This window comes from Rariglobus hedericola (assembly GCF_007559335.1).
GTDB classification, from domain to species: Bacteria; Verrucomicrobiota; Verrucomicrobiia; order Opitutales; family Opitutaceae; genus Rariglobus; species Rariglobus hedericola.
The window spans coordinates 1-26383 of record NZ_VMBG01000003.1; the positions used below are offsets into that span (position 1 = coordinate 1).

The 26383-nt window shown below is 59.5% G+C and carries 25 protein-coding genes; 14 read left to right on the forward strand and 11 right to left on the reverse strand.

The window, feature by feature from the left end:
* Window positions 1-595 precede the first annotated feature (595 nt).
* The 5 genes from FPL22_RS15690 (at window position 596) to FPL22_RS15710 (ending at window position 6074) form a co-directional block, all read left to right on the forward strand.
* On the forward strand, window positions 596-967 hold the full coding sequence (locus FPL22_RS15690) for a hypothetical protein (protein WP_144353981.1): 372 nt from the start codon (window positions 596-598) through the stop codon (window positions 965-967).
* A 1996-nt stretch (window positions 968-2963) separates the two neighbouring features.
* Complete coding sequence (locus FPL22_RS15695; RefSeq protein WP_144353982.1) at window positions 2964-3179, forward strand: hypothetical protein; 216 nt, start codon at window positions 2964-2966, stop codon at window positions 3177-3179.
* A 778-nt stretch (window positions 3180-3957) separates the two neighbouring features.
* On the forward strand, window positions 3958-4548 hold the full coding sequence (locus FPL22_RS15700; RefSeq protein ID WP_144353983.1) for a PH domain-containing protein: 591 nt from the start codon (window positions 3958-3960) through the stop codon (window positions 4546-4548).
* A gap of 528 nt (window positions 4549-5076) precedes the next feature.
* Window positions 5077-5406, forward strand: a complete 330-nt coding sequence (gene ppnP, locus FPL22_RS15705) for a pyrimidine/purine nucleoside phosphorylase (protein WP_144353984.1) — start codon at window positions 5077-5079, stop codon at window positions 5404-5406.
* A 128-nt stretch (window positions 5407-5534) separates the two neighbouring features.
* The gene (locus FPL22_RS15710; protein ID WP_144353985.1) at window positions 5535-6074 is read left to right on the forward strand and encodes an FKBP-type peptidyl-prolyl cis-trans isomerase; all 540 of its coding nucleotides are present in this window, start codon (window positions 5535-5537) and stop codon (window positions 6072-6074) included.
* A 69-nt stretch (window positions 6075-6143) separates the two neighbouring features.
* Here FPL22_RS15710 and FPL22_RS15715 read toward each other — a convergent pair whose 3' ends face one another.
* Entirely contained in the window at window positions 6144-7379 is a 1236-nt protein-coding gene (locus FPL22_RS15715) for an ABC transporter permease (protein ID WP_144353986.1), read from the reverse strand.
* Window positions 7376-8119, reverse strand: a complete 744-nt coding sequence (locus tag FPL22_RS15720; RefSeq protein ID WP_144353987.1) for an ABC transporter ATP-binding protein — start codon at window positions 8117-8119, stop codon at window positions 7376-7378. Before FPL22_RS15720 ends, FPL22_RS15715 begins: the two co-directional genes overlap by 4 nt.
* A gap of 139 nt (window positions 8120-8258) precedes the next feature.
* Between FPL22_RS15720 and FPL22_RS15725 the strand changes: the two genes are divergently transcribed.
* The gene (locus FPL22_RS15725) at window positions 8259-9206 is read left to right on the forward strand and encodes a ribokinase (RefSeq protein WP_144353988.1); all 948 of its coding nucleotides are present in this window, start codon (window positions 8259-8261) and stop codon (window positions 9204-9206) included.
* 92 nt (window positions 9207-9298) lie between these two features.
* Here FPL22_RS15725 and FPL22_RS15730 read toward each other — a convergent pair whose 3' ends face one another.
* Entirely contained in the window at window positions 9299-11056 is a 1758-nt protein-coding gene (locus tag FPL22_RS15730) for an ABC transporter substrate-binding protein (protein WP_162525335.1), read from the reverse strand.
* A 178-nt stretch (window positions 11057-11234) separates the two neighbouring features.
* On the opposite strand from FPL22_RS15730, the gene FPL22_RS15735 reads away from it, so the two are divergent.
* The 3 genes from FPL22_RS15735 to FPL22_RS15745 all read left to right on the forward strand — a co-directional run bounded on the left by FPL22_RS15735 (window position 11235) and on the right by FPL22_RS15745 (window position 13931).
* A complete protein-coding gene (locus tag FPL22_RS15735) occupies window positions 11235-12155 on the forward strand; it encodes an exosortase/archaeosortase family protein (protein WP_144353990.1) in 921 nt (306 codons plus the stop codon).
* Window positions 12156-12228: 73 nt separating this feature from the next.
* Window positions 12229-12930 carry a deoxyribose-phosphate aldolase gene (gene deoC / locus FPL22_RS15740; protein WP_144353991.1) on the forward strand — a complete coding sequence of 234 codons (702 nt, stop codon included), beginning with the start codon at window positions 12229-12231 and terminating at the stop codon, window positions 12928-12930.
* A gap of 59 nt (window positions 12931-12989) precedes the next feature.
* A complete protein-coding gene (locus FPL22_RS15745; protein ID WP_144353992.1) occupies window positions 12990-13931 on the forward strand; it encodes a hypothetical protein in 942 nt (313 codons plus the stop codon).
* Between the two features lie 37 nt (window positions 13932-13968).
* Here the strand turns inward: FPL22_RS15745 and FPL22_RS15750 are convergent, their stop codons facing one another.
* Window positions 13969-15720, reverse strand: coding sequence for an ABC transporter ATP-binding protein (locus tag FPL22_RS15750; protein ID WP_144353993.1), 1752 nt, complete (start codon window positions 15718-15720; stop codon window positions 13969-13971).
* A 90-nt stretch (window positions 15721-15810) separates the two neighbouring features.
* Between FPL22_RS15750 and FPL22_RS15755 the strand changes: the two genes are divergently transcribed.
* Window positions 15811-16506, forward strand: coding sequence for a hypothetical protein (locus tag FPL22_RS15755; RefSeq protein WP_144353994.1), 696 nt, complete (start codon window positions 15811-15813; stop codon window positions 16504-16506).
* 18 nt (window positions 16507-16524) lie between these two features.
* Here the strand turns inward: FPL22_RS15755 and FPL22_RS15760 are convergent, their stop codons facing one another.
* From FPL22_RS15760 to FPL22_RS15775, 4 genes are all read right to left on the reverse strand, one after another.
* Window positions 16525-16959, reverse strand: a complete 435-nt coding sequence (locus FPL22_RS15760; protein WP_162525336.1) for a c-type cytochrome — start codon at window positions 16957-16959, stop codon at window positions 16525-16527.
* 5 nt (window positions 16960-16964) lie between these two features.
* A complete protein-coding gene (locus FPL22_RS15765) occupies window positions 16965-17771 on the reverse strand; it encodes a DUF4339 domain-containing protein (protein WP_144353996.1) in 807 nt (268 codons plus the stop codon).
* Between the two features lie 61 nt (window positions 17772-17832).
* Window positions 17833-19053 carry a hypothetical protein gene (locus FPL22_RS15770; protein ID WP_144353997.1) on the reverse strand — a complete coding sequence of 407 codons (1221 nt, stop codon included), beginning with the start codon at window positions 19051-19053 and terminating at the stop codon, window positions 17833-17835.
* A 65-nt stretch (window positions 19054-19118) separates the two neighbouring features.
* A complete protein-coding gene (locus tag FPL22_RS15775; RefSeq protein WP_144353998.1) occupies window positions 19119-21137 on the reverse strand; it encodes an aldo/keto reductase in 2019 nt (672 codons plus the stop codon).
* Window positions 21138-21247: 110 nt separating this feature from the next.
* Between FPL22_RS15775 and FPL22_RS15780 the strand changes: the two genes are divergently transcribed.
* Window positions 21248-22075, forward strand: coding sequence for an AraC family transcriptional regulator (locus tag FPL22_RS15780; protein ID WP_144353999.1), 828 nt, complete (start codon window positions 21248-21250; stop codon window positions 22073-22075).
* 8 nt (window positions 22076-22083) lie between these two features.
* Here the strand turns inward: FPL22_RS15780 and FPL22_RS15785 are convergent, their stop codons facing one another.
* Window positions 22084-22335: a hypothetical protein gene (locus tag FPL22_RS15785; RefSeq protein WP_144354000.1), complete on the reverse strand. Its 252-nt coding sequence runs from the start codon at window positions 22333-22335 to the stop codon at window positions 22084-22086.
* Window positions 22336-22438: 103 nt separating this feature from the next.
* On the opposite strand from FPL22_RS15785, the gene FPL22_RS15790 reads away from it, so the two are divergent.
* Complete coding sequence (locus FPL22_RS15790) at window positions 22439-23188, forward strand: TrmH family RNA methyltransferase (protein ID WP_238991450.1); 750 nt, start codon at window positions 22439-22441, stop codon at window positions 23186-23188.
* A gap of 7 nt (window positions 23189-23195) precedes the next feature.
* Here FPL22_RS15790 and eutC read toward each other — a convergent pair whose 3' ends face one another.
* A complete protein-coding gene (eutC, locus tag FPL22_RS15795) occupies window positions 23196-23990 on the reverse strand; it encodes an ethanolamine ammonia-lyase subunit EutC (RefSeq protein ID WP_144354001.1) in 795 nt (264 codons plus the stop codon).
* A 37-nt stretch (window positions 23991-24027) separates the two neighbouring features.
* On the reverse strand, window positions 24028-24294 hold the full coding sequence (locus FPL22_RS15800; protein WP_203235176.1) for a ribosomal protein L7/L12: 267 nt from the start codon (window positions 24292-24294) through the stop codon (window positions 24028-24030).
* 115 nt (window positions 24295-24409) lie between these two features.
* On the opposite strand from FPL22_RS15800, the gene FPL22_RS15805 reads away from it, so the two are divergent.
* Together FPL22_RS15805 and FPL22_RS15810 are read left to right on the forward strand one after the other, a co-directional pair.
* Complete coding sequence (locus tag FPL22_RS15805) at window positions 24410-25249, forward strand: hypothetical protein (RefSeq protein WP_144354003.1); 840 nt, start codon at window positions 24410-24412, stop codon at window positions 25247-25249.
* Window positions 25250-25650: 401 nt separating this feature from the next.
* Window positions 25651-26364, forward strand: coding sequence for a hypothetical protein (locus tag FPL22_RS15810; protein ID WP_144354004.1), 714 nt, complete (start codon window positions 25651-25653; stop codon window positions 26362-26364).
* Window positions 26365-26383: the final 19 nt, after the last annotated feature.

Consider the following 26383-nt stretch of genomic DNA (forward strand, 5'->3'; position numbering starts at 1 on the left):
ACTATTTCGTATGTAATCGAAGAAGAAACGGAGGCTAACCAAGCGTTACAGACAACGACCACAGCTGTCACGGATCGTGCTGTCGCACGCTCCGCGCCAGCTGCGGTCGTGTCTGATCTTTGACGTTCGGCAAAAAAATCATGGAAAAGTATACTAAAATGGCCGTATTGCGATTAGCAGGCAGCATTTTCGTTTACGCATTTCTCGCATATTCGGTGTCTTTATCCGAAAATTCTGAATCCCGACGATTACTCTGTGCACTGTCGATTGCTGTATGCTTATTATCCCGTCGTATAACGAATGCCGTTATGGATGGGGAGCTAAACAGCCTCAAGCTAGATATCCTAATCACCGGACGAGGGCAAGACGAGGTTGCGCGTTATATCGACTGTTCAACCATTTATTTAGTTGGTGACGGTATAGCTGCAGCGGCTCTAGTAGCGTTCTCTATCTACAAATATGCTTTTTGAGATCCGTAACAGGCACACCGAGCCGAACAAGTCGTTACAGACAATGCAGTTTGCTGTCACGCCGGCTGCTTCGCACCCGTCGCGCCAGCAAACCGCATGTCTGATCTAAAGCGTTGGGCAAAGAAATGGCTTACTTTCCACTACATCAATTAAAAGTCCCGCCCGGCAATGCACGCCGAGCCGGAAGAGCCGCGACCGCCACATTTGTGTTTCTCGCGGTGGCGTTGATCGGTTTCGTTATCGGAAAAGACGAAATTACAGCCATTGGTCTTTTCGGCTCATATTTGTGCGGCATGCTCATTTTGTTTTTGGCAGTTCCATTTATATTCATCCCGCTATTCTTCATGCTAGCACCCGCGGCAGGCTATATTTATGCAGACTTCCATGATTACCCGATTGTCCATGCATGGTGGTTTTGGGGACTATCAGGGTTAAGCGTTATCCTAGCTATCGTTACACTCTCCAAGGCCGGAAAAATCTACCCACGAAGAAAATGAAAACCACGGAGCCCAACCAGCGGCTACAGACAATACCTCGGCGCTTCCCCTTTCAGCTTTTAAAGTCTCTGGCTCGGCATGTCTGACCCGGAACGTTGGGCAAATCGGAATGGAAACGCTAAATCAAATCTCTGGATGGCTATTTTTAGGCCTGCTTTTGTGGGCAGTGATTTCCACGCTTATCAAAATACAAAAGGAAATCGGATTATTATCGAACCTAGGATTTATTTGGGGAGTTGCGGTAGTGGCAGGAAATCTGTTCGGCGTTATTCTGTATCGATACCTTAGGACTCCCACCGAAAGTCTATTTCGAAGACTTTTTAGCCAAATTTAATGTTTTATAAATGAAAACCACGGAGCCCAACCAGCTACTACAGACAATGACTATGACTGTCCCAGTCGCGGCGGAGCCGCTTTGTGGGCCAGCCATAGTCATGTCTGACCGATAACGTTCGGCAAAAATGAAGATACCACGCGCGCTAAAAATCGTAGGTATTATCTTATGCGCCATTTTCGCATTAGGCACGCCTTGGGTGGTTCTGAATAGTATTACCTTTGGTCGATACTATGGCTGGTATACACGAAAGTTCTCGGAAAAACCCATGACCGAAGAATCGTATTCGGAAATAATTCGATATTCCGTGAATTCTACGAGAAGCCATTTCGATTCAGAAGTCATTTATCTGAGCACAATAGGCGTATTAGGTTTATCACTAGGCATATGCTTATTGCTGTGGTCGCGAGATCTCCGAAAGCTACAAACACAGAAATGAAAACGGAGCCGAACCAGTCGTTACAGACAATTTCGTGCAGTGTCACAGTCGCGGCGGAGCCGCTTTGTGTGCCACCGCACGAAATGTCTGATCTAAAGCGTTGGGTAAATATATAAAATGAAATTTAAACGACTTTTCTGGATCGTAGGAGGCGTGTTGCTCGCAACGCTATTTCTTCGTGAGCTTGGCATATTCGAATTCGAAAAATTTTCAGACACGAGTGTCCGATATTCGCTAGTGAAATCATCACAAACAGAATTACCCGGACCATATACTAAGGTAGTCGTTCGAGACGAATCCGCGCGTCTTCTTGCCACCGAAAAACGAGAGCTCGGCGTGCTTTATGTGTATGTTGATGGCTTTGTTTTCGATCACGACATCGGCAGGAAGCTACCTCTTTATAAAAACGGAAACGCGGAGAGTTATTTGCGGTTCGAGTTTGTGTTGAATGAAAAGACGCATGCAGGAGGGATTGTGAGTGTTAAGTCGGATGGGAGCACGGTAGGTCTGAGGACACTCCGAAATATAAAAAAAGCCGAATTTAGAGATCTCGTGGTTACCGCGCTAAAGTTTCATGGACTTGGGAATCGATCACTCACGACATTCGAAACTGAAATATGAAACCAGTCGTTACAGACAATGACCACAGCTGTCACGTCGGCTGCGGTCATGTCTCATCTAAAGTGTTAGCCAAAAATATGAAATCTAATATCCTCCTGATTATCGTTTGTCTTATGTTTTCGCCCTTTACGAAAGCGGAACCCACCATCGAAAAGGTCGTCGCCCCAAAATTCAGGCACGACCTCACGCTGGTCATCAAGTTACCGACGTCGAAGGGTTCAAAAGAAATCAAGTTACCTTGGACAATTACCGCCAATGGGCAGTCGCTAGAATATAGCGACAGTCTCGAAAATATAAGCATTCAGCTCACAGTTGGTGAGATATTAAAAGACTCAGCAGACCTGAATTATACCGTCTTACGGAATAGCGGAAGCGACACTGACGGCCGGTTCCTATCGAGAAGCTACGCAGAATTTAAGTTTAATATGCCGAGGGAGATTAGCATTAATTCGGAGAAGGTTGTTTCCCTATCATTACAATCCAAATGATGGAGGGCTAATCAGGCGTTACAGACAATGACCGCAGCTGTCACGCATCGTGCTGCGCAAGCCCCGCGCCAGCTGCGGTCATGTCTGATCTAAAGCGTTCGGCAAAATAAAACCATGAAAGCATTACCCACTATTCGAAATGTTCTTATCGCTGTCATTCCGATCATTATTCTGGTCACAGATACGTTTCTGAAGTTCGAAGCGTTCAGAAATCAAGACTTGGCCGTCCCATTTTTTATCACCATCGGCGTAGGACTCGCGCTCGCCGTTATCGCACAGAAAAATATGCCCGCCAAGGATGCATATGAATTCGAGCGCTCTCAGAAATAAAACCACAGCACCGAACCAGTCATTGTCTGATCTAAAGCCTTAGGCAAAATTAAACCATGCGATTACTGGCCACCCTTTTCTTCGCTTCAACCTTGCACGCAACCCCTGAGCAAACCTGGTATAGTAGCGAGCCCGATTATGTGAGACTTACGGCAAGTGTGAACGACTCCAGCGGCAGAGAAGTAACCAAATGGAGGGTCTCCGTAGATTATTTTCCGCATGACAGGGCATGGGTCTACTCAGGGCCCCCTATTCCCTCACATATTTGTGCGCCTGACGACCTGGCAGATCTGAAGATTCATATTTGGGCGGCGCCGCCATATTCCAAATATGACGGACTCTATCCAAAGAGCGTCGCGCCGCGTGATCTAAGCATACACCTTGAACGGATATTTCCACCTGTGGTGAAATTGTCTTATTACGTCACCCCCGAAATGTGGCTGACTGGAGAATGGCGTTCACCCAAGCCAAGCGAAGATACTCGTCGACTGGGATACACACTATCCTTGGTGAAAGCAGATACACCGAAAAAGACCGAGCCTCAAGGAGTGAAGAGCGAGTAGCCAGTCGATCTGTCAGGAGCCGCACGGTAGATGCAGACGCCAATTTAAACGTAACAAAATGGTTCGGACTGCCGATGGGACTGTAATGATTCAGCCCGTAACAGGAAAATTTATTCAAGCCATGCTTTCAGTCGGGCAGGATTCAGACAAACCAAGTTGGCCAGCCCCCGTGTATATCTCACAACCTCATAAATAAGTGCCTCCAAAAACAATCCATGAAAATTAAAGAGTTCACTCCTTCAAAAAAGTTAAAATCCATATGGATTGCCTCCGGATTTATCGGGTCGATCCTCCTTGGATTACTGGGCTCCGGCATCGCGCTAGCAGCTGAACTCAATGGAGCGTATGGCTTTCTGTTTGGATTCCTCATCCCATTTATCTTAATTACCGGCTACATATCGCTCTATTTTCCAACCATTCGATATTCTGTAGACGACGAATACGTCACGTGCGCCTCCGGGGTTTTATGGAAGGTAAAGAGGTCCATCCCCTTAGACAAAATCACCAACATCGACGTAAGACAGGGACCGATTGAGCGACTGCTGGGATTTGGGCAAATCTGGATTTTCACCCCTTCGACGGGCTCGAACATACCGGAGGAAAAGCTCATCGGCACCGAAGATCCCTATGCGATAAAAACGCTCATTATCGACATCTCAAACAATCGCAGCGGCGACGCAAAGAACGGCGGTAGCGAATCCATAACGATTGATTCACCCGAGTCGTCGATTGCTGTGCTTCGCGAAATTCTAACAACCCTCAAAAGTATAGACCGCAAGATGGATCAACGACAGACCCGCGAGTAGATCACGCACAAGCCGACTATGATTTCTGGTTTTAATCGAACTGTTGGGATTCATAATCGGAGCGCGATAGCCTGACTCACCTAACAGAAACCCGGACATGAAATACCCTTTTATAATAATGGGGCTCATTCTTATAGCCGGCGGCATTAAGGGTATAAACGATCCTCGATCCATGATGGCCACCATGGGCGGGCATAGGGCCAGCCCGACCATGTCGTATCGGGCAATTTCGCCTCAAGGTAGTCATTTCATGGGCTATACGAGCATTGCACTCGGCTTGGGATCTGCAGGCGTCGGGCTTTTGTCGAAGCGCTTGTTTGGTCCCGGCCCCAGCAGCCCAAAAAAGCCGCCCGCACCGCCCAAGCGTCGCGGGACTCAAGGGCAATAGCGCGAAAAGCACCTCTGCCGTCCGCTGCCGGCACGGCCATTAGTTACAACGCGCAGCCGCAACACGCGGGCTGAATCCGTTCACGTTGGCTAGATACCCGGCTTGCCTCGGCTCGCGTCGCGCTTCATCCCCTTTGGGCTATGGCAAGTCTTCCCACCCAGTTCGCCGGCGTCACGGTCGTGACCAAGGCCAATGTCTATTTTGACGGCAAAGTCGTCAGCCACACCGTGCTTTTCGCCGATGGCTCCAAAAAGACCCTCGGTCTGATCTACGCCGGTTCCTACCACTTCGGCACCGATGCCGCCGAGCGCATGGAAATCGTCGCCGGTGCATGCAAAGTCACCCTCGACGGCCAGACCGCCGTCCAGACCTACGAAGCCGGCACCTATTTCGATGTGCCCGCCAAGTCTGGCTTCACCATCGAGGTGTCCGCCGGCATCGCCGAATACATCTGCTCGTTCCTCTCGTAAGCCCGTGCGGCGCGGCCTCCACGGCCGCGCCCTATCCGCCTCCGTCTCAAGACTCCGACTCCTGCCCTGCCGTCAGTCTTCCGTCCTCCGCCCTCAGTCCTCCGTTCAGCTCCGTCCGCCCCACTCCTATGCGCTCCTTCTTTGTGCTGCTTCTGCTCGGTGTCGTGCTCGCCACCATCGGCCTCGTGGTGCGCTCGGGGATCATCTCGCGCAAAAATCCCGGCGAGCCCATCAACGCCGCGATGCGGGTCGCCCTGGCGGAAAACGGCCAGCAGTGGTCGGAGCGTGACATCCAGCTCATCGCGCAAAACTACAACGGTGCGCGCGACACCGACAGCGGCCTGCGCTACATCATCCGCCAGCCCGGCACGGGCGAGGCGACTCCGCAGCGCGGACAAGTGGTCACCGTGCATTACGAAGGCCGATTCCTTGATGGCGAAAAAATCTTCGATACATCCGCCAACCACGAGGAAGGCCCGTTCAATTTCCGTATCGGCAACAGCGTGGTGATCGCCGGCTGGGACGAAGGTATCGCCAGCATGAAAAAGGGCGAGAAGCGCACGTTGATCATCCCTTACTGGCTCGGTTACGGCGAAAAAGGCATCACGGGGAAAATCCCCCGCCGCGCCACATTGGTGTTCGATATCGAGCTGCTGAAGTTCGAGTAACCGTCGTCGCGGCTCCGGCCACGGCGGCCATGATTGCCGGATAACGCGCCCGCCGCCGGACTGGTTTATTTACGAGCGGAACAGCACGCTCTCACGGCTGAACATCCGCACGCACCACGCCAGCGAGGCCGCCGCGTAAACGCAGGTCGATCCAAAGATCAATGCGAGCTGCGGCCACAGCCACACGCCCGAAACGAGTTCCTTGCACGCGAGCGTGACGTTGAGCACCGGCACCAGGGCAAACGTGGAGTTGAGCTCCACGCCCGGCAACACGCCGGCAACCGCGGGCAGCAGCACCACGGCGACGAGCGGGCCGAGATAGGTTTGTGCCTCTTTTTGCGTGCGCGCGAACAGTGACAGGGTGAGCGCCACCGCAGCAAACAGCACCGCCAGCGGCACCACCAGCACCACCACGCCCACCAGTCCGAGCGGATCGAGCGAGGGCAACGCCGCCGCGCCACCTGCGGCACTGCCTGCCAACTCGGTGGTGAACCGGCCCGAGCCCACCATCATCAGCCCGCCTGCGACCAGCGACACCGCCATCGAGACGAGCGAACACAACACGGTTGTGAGCGAGATCGTGAGCACCAGCAGGAATTTGCCCAGCACCAGATCGAGCCGCGCCGCCGGACTGCACAACAGCGTCTCCATCGTGCCGCGCTCCTTCTCGCCCGCCATCAGGTCGATCGCCGGATAAATCACGCCGGTGAAACTGAGCAGGATGAGCACATAGGGAATGAAGCCGCCGAAGGCCGCGCCACCGACTTTTTCGGGCGGCGCCACATTCTCCGAGCGGATCTCAAACGGCCGCGCAAAGTCGGCCGGCAGCGACCGTGCCGTGAGCCGCTCCGCCAGCGTGCGTTCGCGCAACTCCGTGAAAAACCGGCGCAACTCACCCGCCGCGAAGCCCGACTTAAATTCGCCTTCGTAGTGATAGATTTTCACCTGCGCCGATGCATGTCCGGCCAGGGACGCCTCGAAGCGCGGTGGAATTTCCACGACGGCGCGCAGCTGTTTATCCGCGATGCGTTCACGCCAGTCGTGCGGCGCGGACACCACCACGAGACCTTCTGCCGCCTCGAGCTGCGCCCGCACCGCCGGCGAGTCTTCGCCGCCCAGAACCGCCACGACGGGTGGCTGCGTGCGGGTGCTTTTCATCAACTGATACGTCGCCGTCCCAAATAGAAAAAAGATCGCCGGCATGATTACTGCCGGGACGAGGAACATCGATATCAGCGTGCGCCGGTCGCGCAGCGCTTCGCACAACTCCTTCCGGTAAACCGTGAACGTGTCGCGCAACTTCATACGACCGCCTCCCCACCCGCGACCTTGACGAAGATTTCCTCGAGATCCCGTTCGCCGTGCCGCGCGCGCAATTCATCGAGCGTGCCCTCGGCCACCAGCCGGCCTCCGTGGATGATGCCGACGCGGTCGCACAATTTTTCCACCTCGCTCATGATGTGCGTCGAGTAAATCACCGTCTTTCCCCGGGCACGGCATTCGCGCACGAAACGCACGATCCCGCGCGCGGCCATCACATCCAGCCCCAGCGTGGGTTCGTCCAAAATGAGCACGTCGGGGTCGTGCACCAACGTGCGGGCGATCGAGGTCTTTTGCTTCATGCCGGTGGAGAACGTATCCACTCTCCGGTCCAGAAACTCATGCATGCCGAGTTCGTCCGCCAGCCGGGCGATGCGGCTCGCGATACGCGCGTCGTCGAGACCGTGGAGCCGGCCGAAATAGGTAATCGTCTCCCGCGCGGTCAGGCGTGCGTAGAGCGCGGTGCTCGCCGCGAGAAACCCCACGCGGGCACGCACCACGGCGGGTTGCTTCACGACATCGAGACCGGCGACCAGCGCCCCGCCCGAGGACGGCGCGATCAACGTGGCGAGCATGCGCAGCGTGGTGGTTTTGCCCGCGCCATTCGCGCCGAGCAGGCCGTAGATGCGTCCGGGCTCGCAGGTGAAGGACACGTCGTCCACCGCACGGATCTCGCCGCGCTTTTTATCGCGGAAAACTTTGGTGAGATTGCGCGCGACGATCATCGATCACGCAGCATTCACATCTCTCCTCATTCAGGAAAGGCCATTTACCGCGGATTGTGCGGATGGGCGCAGATAAATACCTGCAATCCCCGTCTTGGCATCTGCGTTCATCTGCACAATCTGCGGTCAAAATTCACTCATGAAACCCCAAGTCATCGTTGTCGGCAGCTTCGTGCAGGATCTCACCTGGAATTGCGCAAATTTCCCTCAGGCGGGCGAAACCATCATCGGCACCTTCTCGACCGGCCCCGGCGGCAAGGGCTCCAACCAGGCCGTCGCCGCCGGCCGCGCCGGAGCCGCCACGCTCTTCATCGGCGCGGTGGGCAAGGATACGTTCGCCGGTGGCGCGCGCGCCTTCTACAAGGCCGAGAAAATCGGCGCACGGTTCATTGAGAAACCCGCGCATGCCACCGGCACAGCCGCGATTTTGGTGAGCGAATCCGGTCAAAACGAAATCGTCGTCGCCCTCGGGGCCAACGCCCATCTGTCCAAGGCCGATCTCCCGGCCAAACTGTTTGCCGGCGCCCAGGTCGTCGTCGCCCAGCTGGAATCCAACCTCGCCGCCACCGCCCACGCGCTGAAATCCGCCCGCGCCGCCGGCGCCACCGCCGTGCTCAACCCCGCGCCCATGCGCGCCGATTTCAATCCCGCGATTCTTAAGCACGCCGACATCCTCATCCCCAACGAGACGGAATTCACCGCGTTGGTGAACCTGCTCCCCATCACCGGCATCAAAGACTTCACCGAGTCGCAGCTCTCAGCCCTTGGCGACGACGACATCCATGCGCTCGCCCGCACGTTCGGCCCTCGCGTGGTCATCGTGACCCTCGGCAAACGCGGCTGCCTCGTGTCGCAGGAATCCGGATACACCTTCATCGCCTCGCACAAGGTCAAGGCCATCGACACGACCGGCGCCGGCGACGCCTTCGTCGGCGGTTTCACCGCCGGACTGGTCAAATTCAAAGGCGATTTCCTCGCCGCCGCCCGCTTTGGCACCGTCGTCGCCGCCCTCTCCGTGACCAAACGCGGCACCGCCCCCGCGATGCCGCACGCCCGCGAAATCGCCGCCTTCCTCAAAAAGAAGTAACCCGCTTCGGCCCGCAGGCGAACAGCCGACGCGACCTCCGTCCGTCTTCCGCCCTCTGTTCTCTGTCCTTTGTCCTCCGCGCGACGCGCGCCTCACACCACACCACCCGCACTCGCCGCGGGCGCGTGGATCTCCACGACAAACACCGCTCCACCGCCCTCACGGGCCTCCGCGGTGATGTCGCCGCCGAGCAACCGCGCCAAATCTCGTGAGATCGCCAGCCCGAGTCCCGTGCCACCAAAGCGTCGGGAGATTGACTCATCTGCCTGCGCATACGGCGTGAACAAGTGCCGCCTCTGTTCCTCGCTCACGCCGATTCCCGTGTCGCTCACGCGCAACCGCACACAGTCGCCTTGCACACTCACCTGCACGGTGACGCCGCCTGCCTCGGTGAACTTAACCGCATTCGAAAGCAGGTTACTCAGAATCTGGCGGAGCCGCAGGCCGTCGGTCAGAATTTCAGCAGGCACATCCGCATCGACCGCATACTCGAGTTTCAAACCCTTCACCCGCGCGGGCGCGCTGAACAACTCGCAGATCTCGGCTACAAACACGCGCGTCGGCAGCGGCAGGATTTCAATTTTCAACCGGCCTGATTCGATCTGCGCCTGGTCAAGCAGGCCATTGATCAGCTTCAGCAAACTCTCCGCGCACTGCTCGATCAGCGACACCAACTCCAATTGCGTCTTCGTGAGCCCTTCGTCGCGCAGCAATTGCACGACGCCCATGATGCCGTTGAGCGGCGTGCGGATCTCGTGGCTGATAAACGCCAGATAACGGCTCTTCGCCGTGTTGGCGCTCTCGGCGGTATTGCGCGCGGTCTTCAAACGCCGGTTGAGCCCGATCAACGGCAGCAACCACCCGATTGATCCCACGGCAATCAGCCCGAGCGCGCCCAGCGACCAGTAAACCCAAGTGAGATCCCGCTGTTGATTTTCGTGATAAAGGAAACCCGTGAGATCAAAATCCGCCGGCATGAGACCGAACTCCGCGTAAGTTTGCGCGATGTGCCGCCAGCGACCGGGGTTGTTGTGCCCCACCTCGATGATACCGGGGTGCATGAGCTCGGCGGTCTTGGCCGCTTCGAAAAGTAGATGCTCGCGCGAGTGGCGCGTCGTATATTTGGACAGGATCAGATCAACGATCTCCTCCGGGTGCGCCAACGCGTAATCCCAGCCGCGCAGGCTCGCCGCACGAAATGCCCGCACGCGCTCGGGATACTCACGCACCTGCGACTCCGTCGTGAACAGGTTGTCGCCATAAAAATCAATACCGCCCGTGCGCGCGACAAACGTCAGGTAACTCACGCCCGCCTGCTTGAGCATGAACGGCTGGTCGGTCACGTAGGCCGACATCGCATCCACTTTCCCATCGATAAAATCCTCGATACGCTGCGTATGCGGCTGGATGCGCAGGCCCGCGAGGTTGACACCCTCATGCTTAAAATAAGCGAGCAGCTCCGCCTTTTCGGATTCCACCATCATCATCGGCCGGTTGTGCAGATCGGGCATCGCGGTGATTCCCGGCACGGCGCGCGCCACCAGTGCCAGCGGAGAGTGTTGAAAAATCGCCGCCAGCACCACGGCCGGTTTTCCCTCGGCCCGCGACAACAGCAGATCGGAGTTGCCCACGCCGAACTCCGCTTCTCCAGCAAACACCGCTTCGACCGGATTTTTGCCCGGCACCGCTTCAAGCAGCTGCACGTCCATCCCTGCATCGCGGTAATAACCCTTGGCCACCGCCGCGTAATAACCCGCAAACTGGAATTGATGCCGCCACTTGAGCTGCAACCTCACTACATCCAGCGGCTCGTCCGTCTGCGCCACCGCCGCGCCCGGCGAGACTGCCAAAAAGAGGACGGCTAAAGCCCATCCATTCTTAAAAAAATCCATGAACATGCGGGGTATGAAGTGCCGGTGGTTAAGGCGCGATAATTCCAGCGCACACGGGAGTCATCAAGCACGATGGCATCGGATTTTTTCCTAAACTTGCAGCCTTCGCGCGAAGAAACTTTAGTCGATCTCGTCGATGCCCGATCAACCTCCCGATTCCTCCCCTGCCCGCGTGTGGGACATGGGCCACATCACCGCAGCCGTGCTCGTGCTGTGCACCGTGATCGCCTTCTGGCCGGTGACGCGCTGGATGTTTCACGAGGTCGCCGCGAGCCAGCAGATCCGGCAGTCCTTCGTCTTACTCGGTGCCGCCGCCGGACTCGTCTTCTGGCAACATGCGCGTGAATGGCGGCTGAAACTGGAGATCAGCAACACCGCTCTTATCCTCATCGGTTCAGCCTACGCATTCACGGCTCTGGCGTGGTGGACGAAGCTGCCTCTGCTCGTTCTGCCGGCCTTCGCCCTCGGACTCGGCGGCATTCTGCACGTCATCGTGGGCAGTGAGGCATGGCGCTTTGTGAAACCGCTTTTCATCGGGTTCGTCGCGTGCCTCATCATCATCCTGTTGTTTCCCCTGCTCGACTGGCCGCTGCGCCAGATGGCCGGTATCAACGCCGCACGTTTCCTCCACGCCCTCGGCTTTACCCCGCAGCTGAGCGTCATCAGCGATCCCGAGCCGCGTCTCCTCCTCAACACGGGAAAAAACATTTTTCACGTGGCCACGGAGTGCAACGGCTTCGGGCTCATCACCAGCGGCGCGGTGCTTGCCCTGCTCGCCGGCGGCATCGCCAACCGGCGCGTGATCGCACTGATGTGGCTCGTGCCCGTGGCGATGATCATCGGCTTCGTTTTCAACCTCCTGCGCATCCTGGTCATCTGCCTGCTGGCGCCGACGTTCCCCAATAATTACCACACGCTCCACGAGACCGCCGGCATCCTTTTGTTGTGGGCCGGACTCGGCCTGATCGGCTGGCTCGCCTGGCGTCCCGCCGCTGAAGTCGCTGCTCCGCCGTCCGACACACCGGAAAACCCGCCCCGCGTTCCCGCCAATAGCTAACACCACAGGTTGGTGGGTGGCGGACGTTTTTGTGATTTCACCTCTCAGGGACGGAGGATAGCGTGAGTTCATCATGTCGCTCACGTCCGTCCAACTCGCCTCGTATCTCGACTCCACCAACCTCCGTCTTGACGCCTCCGAGGCGGACATCGAGCAGCTCGCCCGCGAAGCCGCGCAACACCGTTTCGCCTGCGTGATGATTTATCCCGCCAGCGTGCCACTCGCTGCCCGCATCCTCGCCGGCACCGGCGCACGCATCGGCACCGTGATCGGATTTCCCAGCGGCCGTTTTGCCACCGATGCCAAGGCCGCCGAAATCACCACCGCCCATCTCGCCGGCGCGCACGAGGTCGATATCGTGATGAACTACCCCGCGCTCCGCGCCGGTCATCTCGCCGAGGTCGCCGCCGAAGTCACGCGCCTCACGCAGCTCGCCCACGATCAAGGCCAGCTCATCAAGGTCATCGTCGAAACCTGCTTCCTTGATGCCGCGCAAAAACTCCGCGCGCTCGAAATCTGCGAGGTCGCCGGTGCTGATTTCATCAAGACATCGACCGGCTTCGGCACCGCCGGCGCGCAGGTCGCCGACATCGCCGCCTGGGCCGCCGCGCGCAAAACCAAGATCGCGCTGAAAGCCTCCGGCGGCATCAAGACCCTCGCCGACGCCCGCGCGATGATCGACGCCGGCGCAACCCGTCTCGGCACGTCCAACGCCGCCGCCATCCTCGCCGAATTCAACGGTGCCGCCACCGCCGCCGCCACGTCGGGTTACTAAAATCCGTGCGCGCTCACCGGCCGTCGTTGTCCCGCCTTCAGGCTTCAGATTTCAGGTCTTTGGTTTCGGGATTCCGCTCTCCGTCTTCGTTCCTCGGTCTGCTGTCTTGCGTTTTCCTGCTGACCGCGTGCGCGCAGCCCGCCGCCTACGACGCGCCTCAACGCACCGGCACCATGCCGCTCGCGATGCGCGAAAGCAGCGGGATCGCCGCGTCGCACCACGACCCGCGCGTGCTCTGGACTCATAACGACAGCGGCGGCCAGCCCGTGCTCTACGCCGTCGAACCCGGCGGCGCGCGGCGCGGCGATCTGCGGCTCACCGGCGCAACCAACCGCGACTGGGAGGACATTGCCTCGTTCGAACTCGACGGACGCTCCTGGCTGCTCGTCGCCGACACCGGCGACAACACCGGCCTGCGCAACGATTGCGCACTCTACATCGTGGCCGAGCCGGAGACCGCGGATCTTTCACCCGTTCACGAAACCATCGCCACGGTCGCCTGGAAAATTCCCGTGCGCTACCTCGATGGTCCGCGCGATGTCGAAGCCGTGGCCGTTGATGCGCGCGCCGGTCTGGTTTATCTCCTCGCCAAACGCACCTCACCTCACGGCCTTTACACGCTGCCGCTGCGACTGCCGGCCGATGGCGTCGTGCCCGCCGCGATGCCCGTGGCGCAGTTCCCCAACGCTTCCATTCCCCAGCCCACGTCAGGTCAACGCATGCTGCCCATTCCATCGGGCCGCTTCCGCGCACAACCCACCGGCATGGACTTCGCCTCCGACGGCTCGGCCGCGGTCATCGTGAGTTATGGCGATGTCATGGTGTTTCCGCGCAAGGACAACGAGCCGTGGAAGGATGCCCTCTTGCGCCCGCCCGTCGTGCTGGCTCCGCACGGACTCGCTCAGGCCGAGGGCGTGTGCTTCGGCGCCGACAACCGCACCATCTACGTGTCCTCGGAAGGCCCCGGCAGCGGGATCATGCGTTATCGGGTGGCAAAATAACCGCGCACGCCGCGGAGCCACGATCCCGTATTTTTGATCAAGCCGGATCTTTGAACTGCAGCGCGTGCAGTCGCGAGTAGAGCCCGTCCTTCGTCAGCAACTCGGCATGCGTGCCCATCTCCGCGAGACGACCTTGATCCATCACCAGGATGATGTCGGCGTTCTGAATCGTGGAGAGACGATGCGCGATGATGAAGCTCGTGCGGTTCTGCATGAGACGTTCCATCGCCTGCTGGATCAACCGCTCCGACTGCGTATCGAGCGCACTGGTCGCCTCGTCAAAAATGAGGATGCGCGGATCCTTCAAAATCGCACGCGCGATGGCGATGCGCTGACGCTGGCCGCCGGACAGTTTTGAACCGCGTTCGCCGACCACGGTCGCATATCCGTCGGGCAACTTGGTGATGAACTCGTGGGCATTCGCCGCGTTGGCTGCGTCGAGGATTTGCTCACGCGTGGCATCGGGGCGGCCGTATTTGATATTGTCCTCCAACGTGCCGGAAAAGAGCACGCTCTCCTGCAACACGATGCCGATCTGCTTGCGGAGCGAGTCCGTGGTCACCGTGCGGATATCATGGCCGTCCACCAGCACGGCGCCCGAAGCCACGTCATAGAAGCGCGCGATGAGGTTGATGATCGTGCTTTTGCCCGAGCCGCTCGGCCCGACGATCGCCACGATCTTCCCGGCGGGAATGTTGAAGCTGACATTCGACAACGTGCGCGGGCGGCCCTTGCCCGGCATCTCGAGATCATAGTCGAAGCCCACATCACGAAACTCGAGTTCACCCCGCAGCGCCGGCAACGCCTTGGCATCCGCGGCATCCGCCACCTCGGGCTTCGTATCGAGCATCGTGAAGATATTTTCCAAGCCGGTGTTGGCGCGCTGGAAAATCGCACTCAGATCCACGAAGCGCACGATCGGAGGAAAGATGAACGTGATGTAGGCGTTGAACGCCACCAACGTGCCGACCTCCATCTGGCCCTGCATCACCATCCAGCCGCCATACGCCAGCACCACCAGCGCGCCGAGCGAGCCGAGCAGGTCCGCCACCACCGAGAGCTTGGTGTTGCGCATGACGATGCGCGAAAAATTGAAATAATCCGCATTGATGCCGCCGGCGAACGACGAGATTTCATCCTGCTCTTTTGCGAACGACTTCACCACGCGGGCGGCGGCGACACGCTCATTGAGAAAGCCCATCACTTTGTCCCAGTTGTCGCGGTGCGCGCGGCTCTCCTGCCGCATGCGTTTCCGGTGGTGGAGATAATTGAAGACGAACAGCGGCAGCACCGCGGTCACCGCCAGCGCGAGGTGCCACTCAATCCAAAACAGGAACCCAAGCACGCAAACAACGGTAACCGAATCCGCGATCACCGTGATCAGAAACCCGTTGGTGAGCGCATAGACTTCGTTGGTGTCTTGCGTGATGCGGCCGATGGTGCGGCCCGTTTGGTTGGTATCGAAGTAACGCAGTGAGAGGCTTTGCAAGTGGGCGAACAGCTTGATGCGGATGTCACAGACCAATCGCATCGCCGCGAATTGGAGGATGCGATTGCGCACGAGCGTCAGCCACGCCCGCAGCATAAAAAGCCCGGTGAAGGCGGCCAGGAGCTTCACCATCAGCTCCATGTTCTTCCCCGGCAGCGCGTCATCGATGATCAGCTTAAGTATCCAGGGCGCCGGCAGCATCAGCAGCGTCGCCGCAAGGATGAGCAGGACGCCCAGGATAATGGGCCCGCGTTGGGGTATGGTCAGGGCAAGAAACCGCCGGAAGGGAGATGCGTTCATTAAAAAGACGAACGCCGCGACCCTTGCACGCCCCACCGGACGTGGCCAACCGAAACTTGCCAACGCATCTCACCCCGTCATCATAAGCCCATGCATCGTAGCGGTTTGTTTACCCGCCTGATTTTTTTAACAGCCGTCCTGCTGGGCCCGCAGGTTCGTGCCCAAGAGGTGCAACAACACGGTCTCGTGTTTGAAACTTGGATACGCGACACGTTTTTCGACGGCTATGTGCCGCCCGGCTATACGCAGAAGTGGGACATCCCCGCCGCCATCAACCTGCGCCACGGCGGCGTCCCGGTGAATCCGAAGGCCGCCAAATACCGCACGCCCGTGGATCTCGGCGACGCGTTGCGACAATACGACATCGCCGAGCCGTTCATCCTCGTGATCGGCTACTGGGTCCAGGACGGAGATGAAAAGCGTTTCGTGAACATCGTCGCTCCGCGCATCGAGCCGGATGCCTGGCGGAAACTCTGGGGACCTGTCACCCGCGCCGATCTCGAAAAACTCGACGCCGTCATCAAGGATCGCTCCCTCGATTATCGCGAGGCCCGCAAACAGGCCCAAGCCATCAAGACCGCGCCTCCCTTTACCGGCTCGGTCCTCGTGGTGAATCCCAAAATCGATTCCTCCGGCCAACGTCGGCTCCAATGCAGCCTGCGCTCCGACGATCTCTACAAACACCTCGCACCCGAAGCCGAGACCGGCATTCAAAAAACGCCCGCGCTCTGGGGCGTGCCTTTTGAGACCAAGGTCAAATCCGGCCCCCGCGAGTTCGCGAAATGATCCGGCTCACTGCACCGCTTAATTGAGCGAGCGCAGGTAAACCACGATCGCCTCGGCATCCTCGCGGTTGAAACGATACGCGGGCATCGGCGGACGCAGCGGTTGTCCATTCAGCGTTTTCCCCTCGGTGAGCAACGCGATCGCCTGCGCATCGGTGTAATTGTGCAAGCCCGCGATGCCGGGCGCATATCCCGCCCAAGCCGGCATCGGCACGGTCGGCGAAAAACCCAGCGGCGCACCTTGCAGCCATTGACCCAGATCAAACATTCCCCCCGGACCGCGCGCCGAATGGCAGTCGGCGCACATGCCGACCTTCTCCACCAAATACTGGCCGCGCGCGCGTGTCACCTCGGGGTCGACCCGCTCACGTCCGTCGCAACCCGACAGCATGGTCATCATCGCAGCCGCCAAACCCGTGGCCGCAATCACGCCGCCCACCTTGAATTTCGTCATAAAAATCAACCCTTGCGATAGCCTGAAATCGCGGTGCCCACGACCGCCAACAGGAGCATCAAGATCAACAAGACCACGCATATTTTCACGATGATGCTGGTCTTGTATTTGATCTGCGGCGTCGCCGCGATGATGTCCTTGTATTCCGGAGATAGCACCACCTTTCCCTTCGCGGAATGGATCAGATAAAGGATGTAGGCGTTGATCAGCGTGCCGATGGGGAAATTGATCAACCCGATCACCGCCATCACTGTCCCGGGAACTTTAACGGACGGCGTAAGTTTTCGAAACATGCGGCCCATGACAAAAGCGATCACCGCAAACGCTGCCATAATCGTCTGAACCACAGGGCCCAAGTGGGCATTTTTCTCGGGGACCCGTCCCGTGAAAGCCGCCACACAAGCGAACACGATCAACACTCCGCCGATATAATAAAGCGTGCCCACCGAGCGTAGAGCCGCCTCGTGCTTGATGTGCTCCTCGCGGATAATCACATCGTCACTCCGCGATGAAAACGACTTCGCGGCGGAGGCACGGAATGTCGGGGTCGTCGTTGCGGCCGCTTGCGCAGGCGCCGATGAAAAAACCTCCTGCCATTCCCGCAATTCACGCCAGCCCGACATGCCCTCCTGCCAGTAAAGCGTGAGCCCGTTGATCTCCGCTGCCGCCATTTTGGCGCGCAACTCATCCGCGCTGAACGGGCCCTTCTGTTCTTGGTTAACGGCAATCCAGGTTTGGTCGGGCATGCGTAAAGTGCATGTGGTTTGCCGATGACGCATCGCGACTTCAAGTCGCAACACGAGGTCAACCAACAGGAAAACTCCCTAGGTTAGGTTACCAGCGGTCCAGGCGTATCCGATTCCACCCTACCGCTTACGTCACCTGCGCCTTGGCCGCACTGCCGCCAAAGAGTTCGCGCAACGTGCCCCAGGCCTTCAACAGACCGGCATCCTGCACCCCGCCGTCGATGCGATAGATGTGAACCATCGCCTCTTCGTGTCCGCGATAACGCGGAGGCAAAATGAACGACGTGCGTTCCGCATCGCGGATCGTGGAGAAAAACAAGCCCTTGCCCACCGATGGCGTCGCGAGGGTCACAGTGATGGTTTTCTCGGGTAGCACCATCCAGGGTTTGTAAGCAAAGGTCAGGCGGCCGTTCTCCGGCTCGTTGATCAACCGGCCGTAGGTGCGCATCGGCACGCCCTGCTTCACGAGTTGCGTGCTGGAGAACAGCTTGTTCTCGCGCTCGGCCGGAGTGAACCGGCGTTTGCGCAGCGTGAAAAACTCCCACGAGAAAATCGTGCCGAAAATCGTCAGGCGAAACGCCCAGCCGGCGATCAGGTAGGCGACCAGAATAATGATCAGTGACAGCGCGAGGCTGATCCACGGGCTCATCGTTGCCGTGATGGTCACGAGGCCGAGCAACGCAGTGCGCGCACCTTTAAGCGCCGCATCGATCGCGCCCCACGGGCTGAGCAGGATGAGCGCGTTGATCGCATGCGAAGCCATCCACACGAGCGCAAACATCGCGATGCCGAAGGGAATCGTGAGCACGCTCAGGAACCACGAGCTGTCGATCGCCGCGATGTGGATCGCGGCCAGTCCCGTGGACTCGATCACCGGCGAAGCCGGCGCCTGTGCGATAATCATCTTGGACATCGCGCTCATCGTGAGCGGCACCACCGCGCCCGCGGCCACGAGGCCGGTTGCCTTGTTCTCAATCGTCTCCAACACATCGAGCGGCTTCTTCATGCCGGGCGGCAACATCGCGCCGAGGGAGTCTTTCGCAGCGCAAAGACCGACGATGGCGAGCGCCGGCAGGATGAAGGACCACTGCGCATACCACGGCAGCTTCGCTTTCGCCTCGGGGGTTTTGGCCTGCCAGTTTTCGTAGAGGCCAAGCGCGCCCGTGCCGAGCAGCGGCGAAATGGCGATGCCCGTGATGGTCGCGACCGTCTTGCTGATCGCGCCCACCGGGGATTTATCGGCAGCCGGCGCAGGCTCGGGAGCCGTCGCCGTGGTAGCAGCCCACACGGGCGAGGCGAACATCGCCAGAAAGCCGAGCAGAAGACAGGGAACGGAAAGACGTTTCATGCACCGCGAGGGCTAACCTCCATCCGGCCCCTCGGCAAGATTTGCGTGGCAACGAGATGAGCCCGTCAGAGTTTTTCGCGCTCCAGATTGAGCCAAGCGACTTCCTGGCGGGAGAGCTTCATGCCGAGGCAGTCGAGGGAGTTTACCGTCTCCGCGATGACCCGCGGCCCGATCAATGCGAAGGTCGGAAACGGCTGGTGCAACACATAGGCCGCCGCGATGGCGATGGGCGACACGCCTTTCTTCGCCGCCAGCGCGACCGCACGCTCGCGGCGCGCAAAGTTGTCCTCGGAATACCAGCAGCGCACCAATTCCGCATCGGACGTTTTATCCCGCCCCGCACGGTCCGTAAAAAACCCGCGCGCCTGACTCGACCACGCGAAAAGCGGGAGTTGAGTTTTCTTGAGCCACTTGCGCGAAGCCTCGTCACTCGACGAGATGCAACCGCCCCACGGCGCCTCGACCATCCGGGCCAGCGAGAAATTATTGGAGAGCACGCCGAAGCCCTGAAGGCCCTTGCGCTTCGCGTAACGATTCGCCGCGGCCGTCCGCTCGATGCTCCAGTTGGAACCGCCAAAGATCCCGATGCGTCCCGCGCTGACATGCTCGTTGAGCACATCGACCAGCTCGCCCACCGGCACCTCGGGATTGTCTCGGTGCATCATGTAAACATCCACCCGCCCGGTTTGCAGTCGTTCGAGCGATTCGTGCAACTGCCGCGTGATACCTTCCGGCGTGCAGTGCGGCGTGTGTCCGCCCTTGGCGATCACGACGACGTCGTCACGCAGTCCGCGGTTCTTCATCCACTGGCCGAGCAGGCGCTCCTGCAGGCCGCCACCATACAGCCACGCCGTGTCGAAGGTGTTGCCGCCACGCTCGAAAAAATCGTCCCACATCGCCGCGGCATGCGGCATCGTGCGCTGGTTGTCGCAGCCCATCACGAGACGCGACACGGGCAGCGCCACTCCCGGAATCGTTGCATACGTCATCGGCGCCGACTCACGACGTCGCAACGTGCGGCGCGCGATCGTGTGCGTGTAGGCGGCCGGCTTTTCCGCTTCGTAGGTCAGTCCAATCGCCGCGCGCCACTGGTCCAGCGTGGCCAGATTGCCCAGCGTATCATCGGTGCTCATCTGCGGCACATCCCGCAAACCCGCGCGCACCGCAGCCGCAAAGGCATCGGCTTCGAGCGCGTAAAGCGGTCCGCCCTCGATCACGACTTCCTCCGGTGCGGGCGCACCGGCCTTGTGCAAAATTAATTTCGACGAACCGCCTTCGCGATTCATCACCCAGGGAGAGGGCACATGCAGCCATCCAGCCGAACCATAGATGCGAACGACGTTGTCTTGATTGAGCCCCACGCCGGCGGAAACCTGCGCGATCACATTGTTTTCAAACGTCAGGGTCGCCGCCGTATACATGTCAGCCCTGCTCTCGGGATGCAGCACGCCCGCGCCGGTCACGGCGACCGGATCTAGAAACGGCTTTTGCGAGGCCGCACCGGCCACCAGCCGCGCCATCGACACCGCGTAACAACCCACATCCAGAATGCCACCGCCGCCGGCATCGTTGGCCCACAGGCGCGACGTGGCGTTGTAGTCGGTTTTAAAACTGAACGTCGCCTGCACCAGCCCGACCGTGCCCAGCGCACCGGAACGAACGAGCTCGGCAATCTTCGCCGTCTGCGGATGACAACGATACATAAACGCCTCCATGAGCACGACCCCGTGATCGCGCGCCGCCTGCACCATCACCATCGCTTCGGCGTGATTCAGGCCCATCGGTTTTTCACAGAGGATGTGCTTCCCGGCCTCGGCCGCCTTGATCACCCACTCCGCATGCTGCGGGTGCGGCGTGGCCACATACACCGCATCGACTTCAGGATCGGCGAGGAGTTCTTCGTAACTGCCATGCGCACGGGCGATGCCCTGCGCGGCGGCAAATTTTTGAGCAGATTCGAGTGACCGGCTGCCGACCGCGACCACGCGACCGCTGGCGGACAACGCGACACCCTGGGCAAACACACCGGCGATACGTCCGGTGCTCAGAATACCCCAGCGAAGGGGCGAGGAAGGAGAATTCATAAGGGGTTGAAAGCATGGTCAGCGTGCCCCGCAGGCCGGCGCATGCCAAGATCGGATACCGGTCTTCTATTGTAGTTAATCAGGATATTATCCAATTTTTATAGGTATAGATGGCTAATCTACAACTTTGGCAGCACCGGCCCCGCATCCAGCTCGCCATGATCATGCCCCGTGCATCGAAGCGCAGCCTGCGTTACTGGGAGCACACCCATTCGTTTCACGAGATAGGATTTTTACTGGAGGGAGACTGCAACTGGCAGCTAGGCACCAAGCGCGAACGGCTCCACGCCGGAGATCTGTTGTTCGTGCCCGCCGGCACCAAGCATTACGAAAAGACACCTGCCGGCGCGAGTGCGCGCATCGGTTGGATCGGTTTCGATTTTGGTGATGAGATCGCCGAAATACCCGGGCCTCTGCGCGTGCCGCTCGCTTCCGGTGAATACAATGTGGAGCTCAAGCGTCTGTTTGAAACCGTGTTCGCCGAGCGGCAAAGCGACGCGCTCGCCCACGCTGAACGCGCCGAACTCGCCTTGCGCGAGATCTTGATTCTGCTGTGCCGTCTCCGTCCCGCCGGTGAAGCCATCAAGGCCAGTCGCGCACCGAAAACGCTGCGCGCCACCCAGCTGATGCGCTCCGCCGCCCTCACGCTTTGCTCGAATCTCGCGCAGCCGATGCGCATCCGTGACCTCGCGCACTATCACTCGTTGAGCTCCTCGCACTTTGCCCTGTTGTTTCGCCGCCATCAGGGAGAAACCCCGCGCCGCTTCCTCCAAAATGCCCGCCTGGCCCGGGCCAAGGTGCTCTTGAAAGAAGATGCGTTGAACGTGAAGGAGATCGCCGCCGCGTGCGGCTACGTCGATGCCGCGCACTTTTGCCACGCTTTCAAAGCAGCGACCAAGCTCACCCCGAAACACTTTCGCGAACGGAGCCGCGCCTGACCGGGCGCTTACTTCCGCTTGCTGCCACCCTCGCTGCTGCGGCCGCCGGACTTGCCTCCGGAATTGTGCAGCAAGGTTCCACCGATCACGCCGACGGCGAACATGGCGAAATAGATGATGGCCGCCGAGGAACGCAGCGGTTTGTCCGCCAGCATCGAAAAGCGGAAGTCGATGATCTGCGTATTCTCGATGCTCACATAGACGACGAGAAAGAGGATGATCAAAAATCCAATGGTGCGAAAAAAAGTCTGGGCGTTCATGGAAATAGTCGGGCCGGAATGGCCGTGACCTCTTGCATCGCAGCCCGCCCGACGCGGAGCAAAAAGAAAAAGTGCGGGCGCGAAATTGCCTTTCCCCGCCCGCGTGCTCTTGCTCGCCGCCATGTTGACCAAGGCCCAACTTTCCCGCCTGCGCGCGCTCCGCGAAAAAAAGAACCGCGAGCTTGAGGGCCTCTACGTGGTCGAAAACCCCAAGGTCGTCAGCGAACTCCTCGCCGCCGGTGTCGCCTTCGCCGAACTCTATGCCACCGCTGCCTGGGATGGTCCCGCCAGCGTAAAACGCATCGAGGTAACCACCGACGAGATGGCCCGCATCAGTCATTTTCCCACTCCGTCCGCCGTGTTCGCCGTGGGTCGTATCGAATCCGCCGCGCTGCCCGCTGGCGCGCTTGGCAACGGACTGACCCTCGCCCTCGATGGCATTCAAGATCCGGGCAATGTCGGCACGCTCCTGCGCATCGCCGACTGGTTCGCCTTTGACCGTGTGTTGCTCTCACCGGACTGCGCCGACCTGTTTTCACAGAAGGTGATCAACGCCAGCATGGGCTCCTTTGTGCGCGTCAAAACATTCACCGTGAACCTGCCGTCCGCGCTCAGTGACGACTGCGTGCCGGTGCTCGGCTGCGATCTGGGCGGAGATGATGTGCACACGTTGCCGTCCATCACCAACGCCGTCGTCGTGATCGGCAGCGAAGGCCGAGGCCTCTCGCCGGCCGTCCGCGCAGTGGTCACGCGTTTTATCACCATCCCGAAATATGGCAGCGCCGAATCCCTCAACGCCGGTGTCGCCGCCGCCATCGTCTGCGACAACCTGCGCCGCGCCCGAGGCAAGTAAGCAAATCCTACTCGTCGAGTCGGCTCATCGTCTCCGTATCCTTGAGCGCCACGCCGCTCACGCCGAGTCGGGCTGATTCGATTAACAAATGGGCGAGTTTGCGCGCCGCGGCCAGCGGCGGAAGGCCCTCGGGCCGGATGTTCGAGACGCAATTGCGATCCGCATCGGTGCACGTCGCGCACGGATGATGCGTCAGGTAGGCTCCGAGGCTGTCCGGCATGCCGAGTCCGGGGCGTTCGCCGAGGAGCATGAGCGCATGACGCGCGCCGAGCAGCTCGCCCACCTCGTCCTGCAATTTTACGCGGCCATAAGGAGCCAGCAGAATCGGGTAAATCGTCCAGCCCGCCGCCCTGAGTTGACCGGCCAGCAACGTCACCGTCTCAACCGCATGGCGTTCCGCGGCCTGCGCCGCGAGTCCGTCGGAAACGATGATCACGAGATCTCGTTGTCCCCACGCAGGCGCGAGCGATTGCAGTTCAGACCGCGACGTATCCGCCAACCGTCGCCCTAGATCGGGGCGCACGAGATAGGTTTTTTTGTCGGTCACCGCGGTGACAACACGCTGCGTGTCGAAGCCGGCTTTGACGAAACGCCCGGCAATGCCTTCACGATCAAAAGGCGCCATGACCGCATCCCGCGCACGCGCGTGCGAAAGGCGGAAATCGAGCACCGTCTGCATGCGCTGGCTCCCGCCGGTGCGGCCCAGCGCGATTCGCGCCGAGGTATACCGGCGCAGGCCCACCCACGGATCGCGGCCGGTATCGGCTGCGGGAACGATTACGGCGTCATCGGTGTTTTCCATGATAACGCCAAGGCAGGAACCGTGCCTTTCTCTCTTCTCAGGCCAGCCAATATCCGGCCAGGCCCGCGCCACAGAGCAAACCGACGACGATCACGCCCAAACAACCCTGGGCCTGCGGACCGGCGGTGAACTTATCCGGCGACGACCCGCGCAGCGATGCCTCGAGCTCGTCGACGGCGTCCTTGGACTCCTTCAGCCCCAAACCCGTCATCTCACGGTAGAGCTTGATGGCTTCGATTTTTCGGCCTTGGAAAATACACGCCGACAAGGTCGCAATCTGTTCGTCTGAAACGGGGTGACTCATGCCAAAAGCGAGGTCGGGAACCGCCATTATGACGAGTCGGAAAATCCCCCGCGCCACCGGGGTGTGTTCCTCAATCAGCTCAACTCCTTCGGAAATGGACCGATGGAAGGGCAGAATGAAGAAAGTTATTTTTGCGTTTTTGGGGTTCGGGCTGGCCGGGACGATCGCGCCGGCTTCGCTGCGCCTTTACGATTACGACATCAATCCTGCAGCCTATAACCGTTTCAGTTCGTTCTCCACGACGAGCGCGACCCTTAACACGGATACGAGTTTCATCGGCGCAGGCTATGATCTCAGCGGCTGGGGCTGGGACGACGGCGGGTGGGCGGTTTCACTCATTTCGCCGCTGCATTTTGTGCAGGCCAATCACGCACACACCGGCGTCGGACAAACCATATATTTCATAAACGCAGCAGGCTTGGTCGTGCAGGCAACCGTGGCCTCGCAGACGCTGATGGGCGGCGACCTTACACTCGGCACACTCACTGCGCCGATCGCAGCCGACAACGGCATCCACGCCTTCTCGGTCGCCTTTGGTGACAATCAATCGATGGCCGGCGATTCACTGCTGGTCGGCGGCCGCGGCGGACTTCTCGGCACGAACACAGTCGACTCCGCGACCGGTTTTCTCGTCTACGATTACGACTCCATCACCGGCGAAGCCATGCCCCAGAGCGGCGATTCGACATCGCCCACCTTTGTGGTGGATGGCGGCACCTTGCTGCTGGCCTCGGTCCACAGCTATGTGAACAAGCTGCCTGATCCCACCGTGGCTTATGACACCAACTTAAACGCTTACTTCCCGACCATCCAGTCGACGATGCTGACCGATGGTTACTCCCTCGTCGCCGTGCCGGAGCCGGCATCCGTGGCCTCGTTCTTCGGTCTGGGCTGCGGTTTGGCGGCGGCGGCCCACCGTTTTCGCCGCCGCGGACGACTCCCGCCGAAGGCTTAAACAGCGTAGTTGAAATCAACTACACAGGATGGGTGCAGAGAGGCTCCCCCACCCTTGATGTCGGATTCCGCCCCATAGACCAACCTCGCCGGAACAGGCATACTGTGGGCCGAAAGATATTCGTGCCAGAGTCACCCTCAACCCACGTTAAAACATCATGGCTAAAAAAAGCAGAGGCGGTCGTATGACTGCCGCCAAGAAACGCGCCGCCAAATCTCCCGGCGGCAAAGGCCCCATTGCCAAGCGTCCCGCCGGTCGTCATATCATGAAGACCTGAGCTGTCGATTCACCGCCACTCCAAGAGCCGTCTTTCGACGGCTCTTTTTTTGTGCCCGCGAACAGAGACGGTGCGAGTAGCGGCTTGCCCTCGGGGAGCATCTCGAAGACCAAACATCCCTACTATGACGAGATCGTTCACTCCGCCTCCGGGCACTCACTGCATCCAGGTGGTCGGCAGCTTTGAAGAACTCGTTTCCACTCCGTTCACCGCAGGCGTCAACGCGCTCTGCTGGCCGCGCACGCTCGCGGGAAATTTTCAGGAGATCGTCGATCAACTTGGACCGGTCGAGGAGATCACCAGCATCGACGAAGACGATCTGCGTGCGCTCACGTTGAGCCCGGACGGACAAATCGCGCGCGCGGTCCTGATCGAGGATCTGCGCTTGTTGCGCGAACACGAACTCGCGCCGGAGTTGAACTGCATTCCCGGTTACCCGAAGGACGACGAAGCCGGACCGGTGCCGACCGATGTGTATTCGTATCACGCGGACAGTGCGAATGTGGAGGCTTACACCTTTCTGTGCAGCTACACGGTGTCGTCGTCCGAAGGCCTGCGCCCCGAGGACGCCGTTCGCTGCGCCGATGTGCCCGAGACGCGCGCGAAGCTTTTAAAGGAATACGGCGGCGCGGATGACGCAGGCTTCGAAGTGTTCTTGAATGAGAATTTCTACGACCTGCACTACGTCGCGAAACCCGGGACAGAGGCGTATACCTTCGGGTTGGGTAACCTGTGGCGCATCACGACTGACTGGCCCGGCAGCCCGGTGCCGCCGTGCGTGCATCGCGCACCGGTGCAACATCCCGGACAGCCACCGCGCCTGCTGATCATCAGCTGAGACCAGAGTCCTGCGCACA

Bases quoted from the DNA above. Each gene is read 5' to 3' on its own strand.
- FPL22_RS15760 (WP_162525336.1), bottom strand. From the start codon at position 16,959: ATGACGAAATTCAAGGTGGGCGGCGTGATTGCGGCCACGGGTTTGGCG.
- FPL22_RS15775 (WP_144353998.1), bottom strand. From the start codon at position 21,137: ATGAATTCTCCTTCCTCGCCCCTTCGCTGGGGTATTCTGAGCACCGGA.
- FPL22_RS15710 (WP_144353985.1), top strand. From the start codon at position 5,535: ATGCGCTCCTTCTTTGTGCTGCTTCTGCTCGGTGTCGTGCTCGCCACC.
- deoC (WP_144353991.1), top strand. From the start codon at position 12,229: ATGTCGCTCACGTCCGTCCAACTCGCCTCGTATCTCGACTCCACCAAC.
- FPL22_RS15695 (WP_144353982.1), top strand. From the start codon at position 2,964: ATGAAAGCATTACCCACTATTCGAAATGTTCTTATCGCTGTCATTCCG.
- FPL22_RS15715 (WP_144353986.1), bottom strand. From the start codon at position 7,379: ATGAAGTTGCGCGACACGTTCACGGTTTACCGGAAGGAGTTGTGCGAA.
- FPL22_RS15780 (WP_144353999.1), top strand. From the start codon at position 21,248: ATGGCTAATCTACAACTTTGGCAGCACCGGCCCCGCATCCAGCTCGCC.
- FPL22_RS15700 (WP_144353983.1), top strand. From the start codon at position 3,958: ATGAAAATTAAAGAGTTCACTCCTTCAAAAAAGTTAAAATCCATATGG.
- FPL22_RS15720 (WP_144353987.1), bottom strand. From the start codon at position 8,119: ATGATCGTCGCGCGCAATCTCACCAAAGTTTTCCGCGATAAAAAGCGC.
- FPL22_RS15735 (WP_144353990.1), top strand. From the start codon at position 11,235: ATGCCCGATCAACCTCCCGATTCCTCCCCTGCCCGCGTGTGGGACATG.
- FPL22_RS15755 (WP_144353994.1), top strand. From the start codon at position 15,811: ATGCATCGTAGCGGTTTGTTTACCCGCCTGATTTTTTTAACAGCCGTC.
- FPL22_RS15770 (WP_144353997.1), bottom strand. From the start codon at position 19,053: ATGAAACGTCTTTCCGTTCCCTGTCTTCTGCTCGGCTTTCTGGCGATG.
- ppnP (WP_144353984.1), top strand. From the start codon at position 5,077: ATGGCAAGTCTTCCCACCCAGTTCGCCGGCGTCACGGTCGTGACCAAG.
- FPL22_RS15690 (WP_144353981.1), top strand. From the start codon at position 596: ATGGCTTACTTTCCACTACATCAATTAAAAGTCCCGCCCGGCAATGCA.
- eutC (WP_144354001.1), bottom strand. From the start codon at position 23,990: ATGGAAAACACCGATGACGCCGTAATCGTTCCCGCAGCCGATACCGGC.
- FPL22_RS15810 (WP_144354004.1), top strand. From the start codon at position 25,651: ATGACGAGATCGTTCACTCCGCCTCCGGGCACTCACTGCATCCAGGTG.
- FPL22_RS15725 (WP_144353988.1), top strand. From the start codon at position 8,259: ATGAAACCCCAAGTCATCGTTGTCGGCAGCTTCGTGCAGGATCTCACC.
- FPL22_RS15805 (WP_144354003.1), top strand. From the start codon at position 24,410: ATGAAGAAAGTTATTTTTGCGTTTTTGGGGTTCGGGCTGGCCGGGACG.
- FPL22_RS15785 (WP_144354000.1), bottom strand. From the start codon at position 22,335: ATGAACGCCCAGACTTTTTTTCGCACCATTGGATTTTTGATCATCCTC.
- FPL22_RS15750 (WP_144353993.1), bottom strand. From the start codon at position 15,720: ATGAACGCATCTCCCTTCCGGCGGTTTCTTGCCCTGACCATACCCCAA.
- FPL22_RS15800 (WP_203235176.1), bottom strand. From the start codon at position 24,294: ATGAGTCACCCCGTTTCAGACGAACAGATTGCGACCTTGTCGGCGTGT.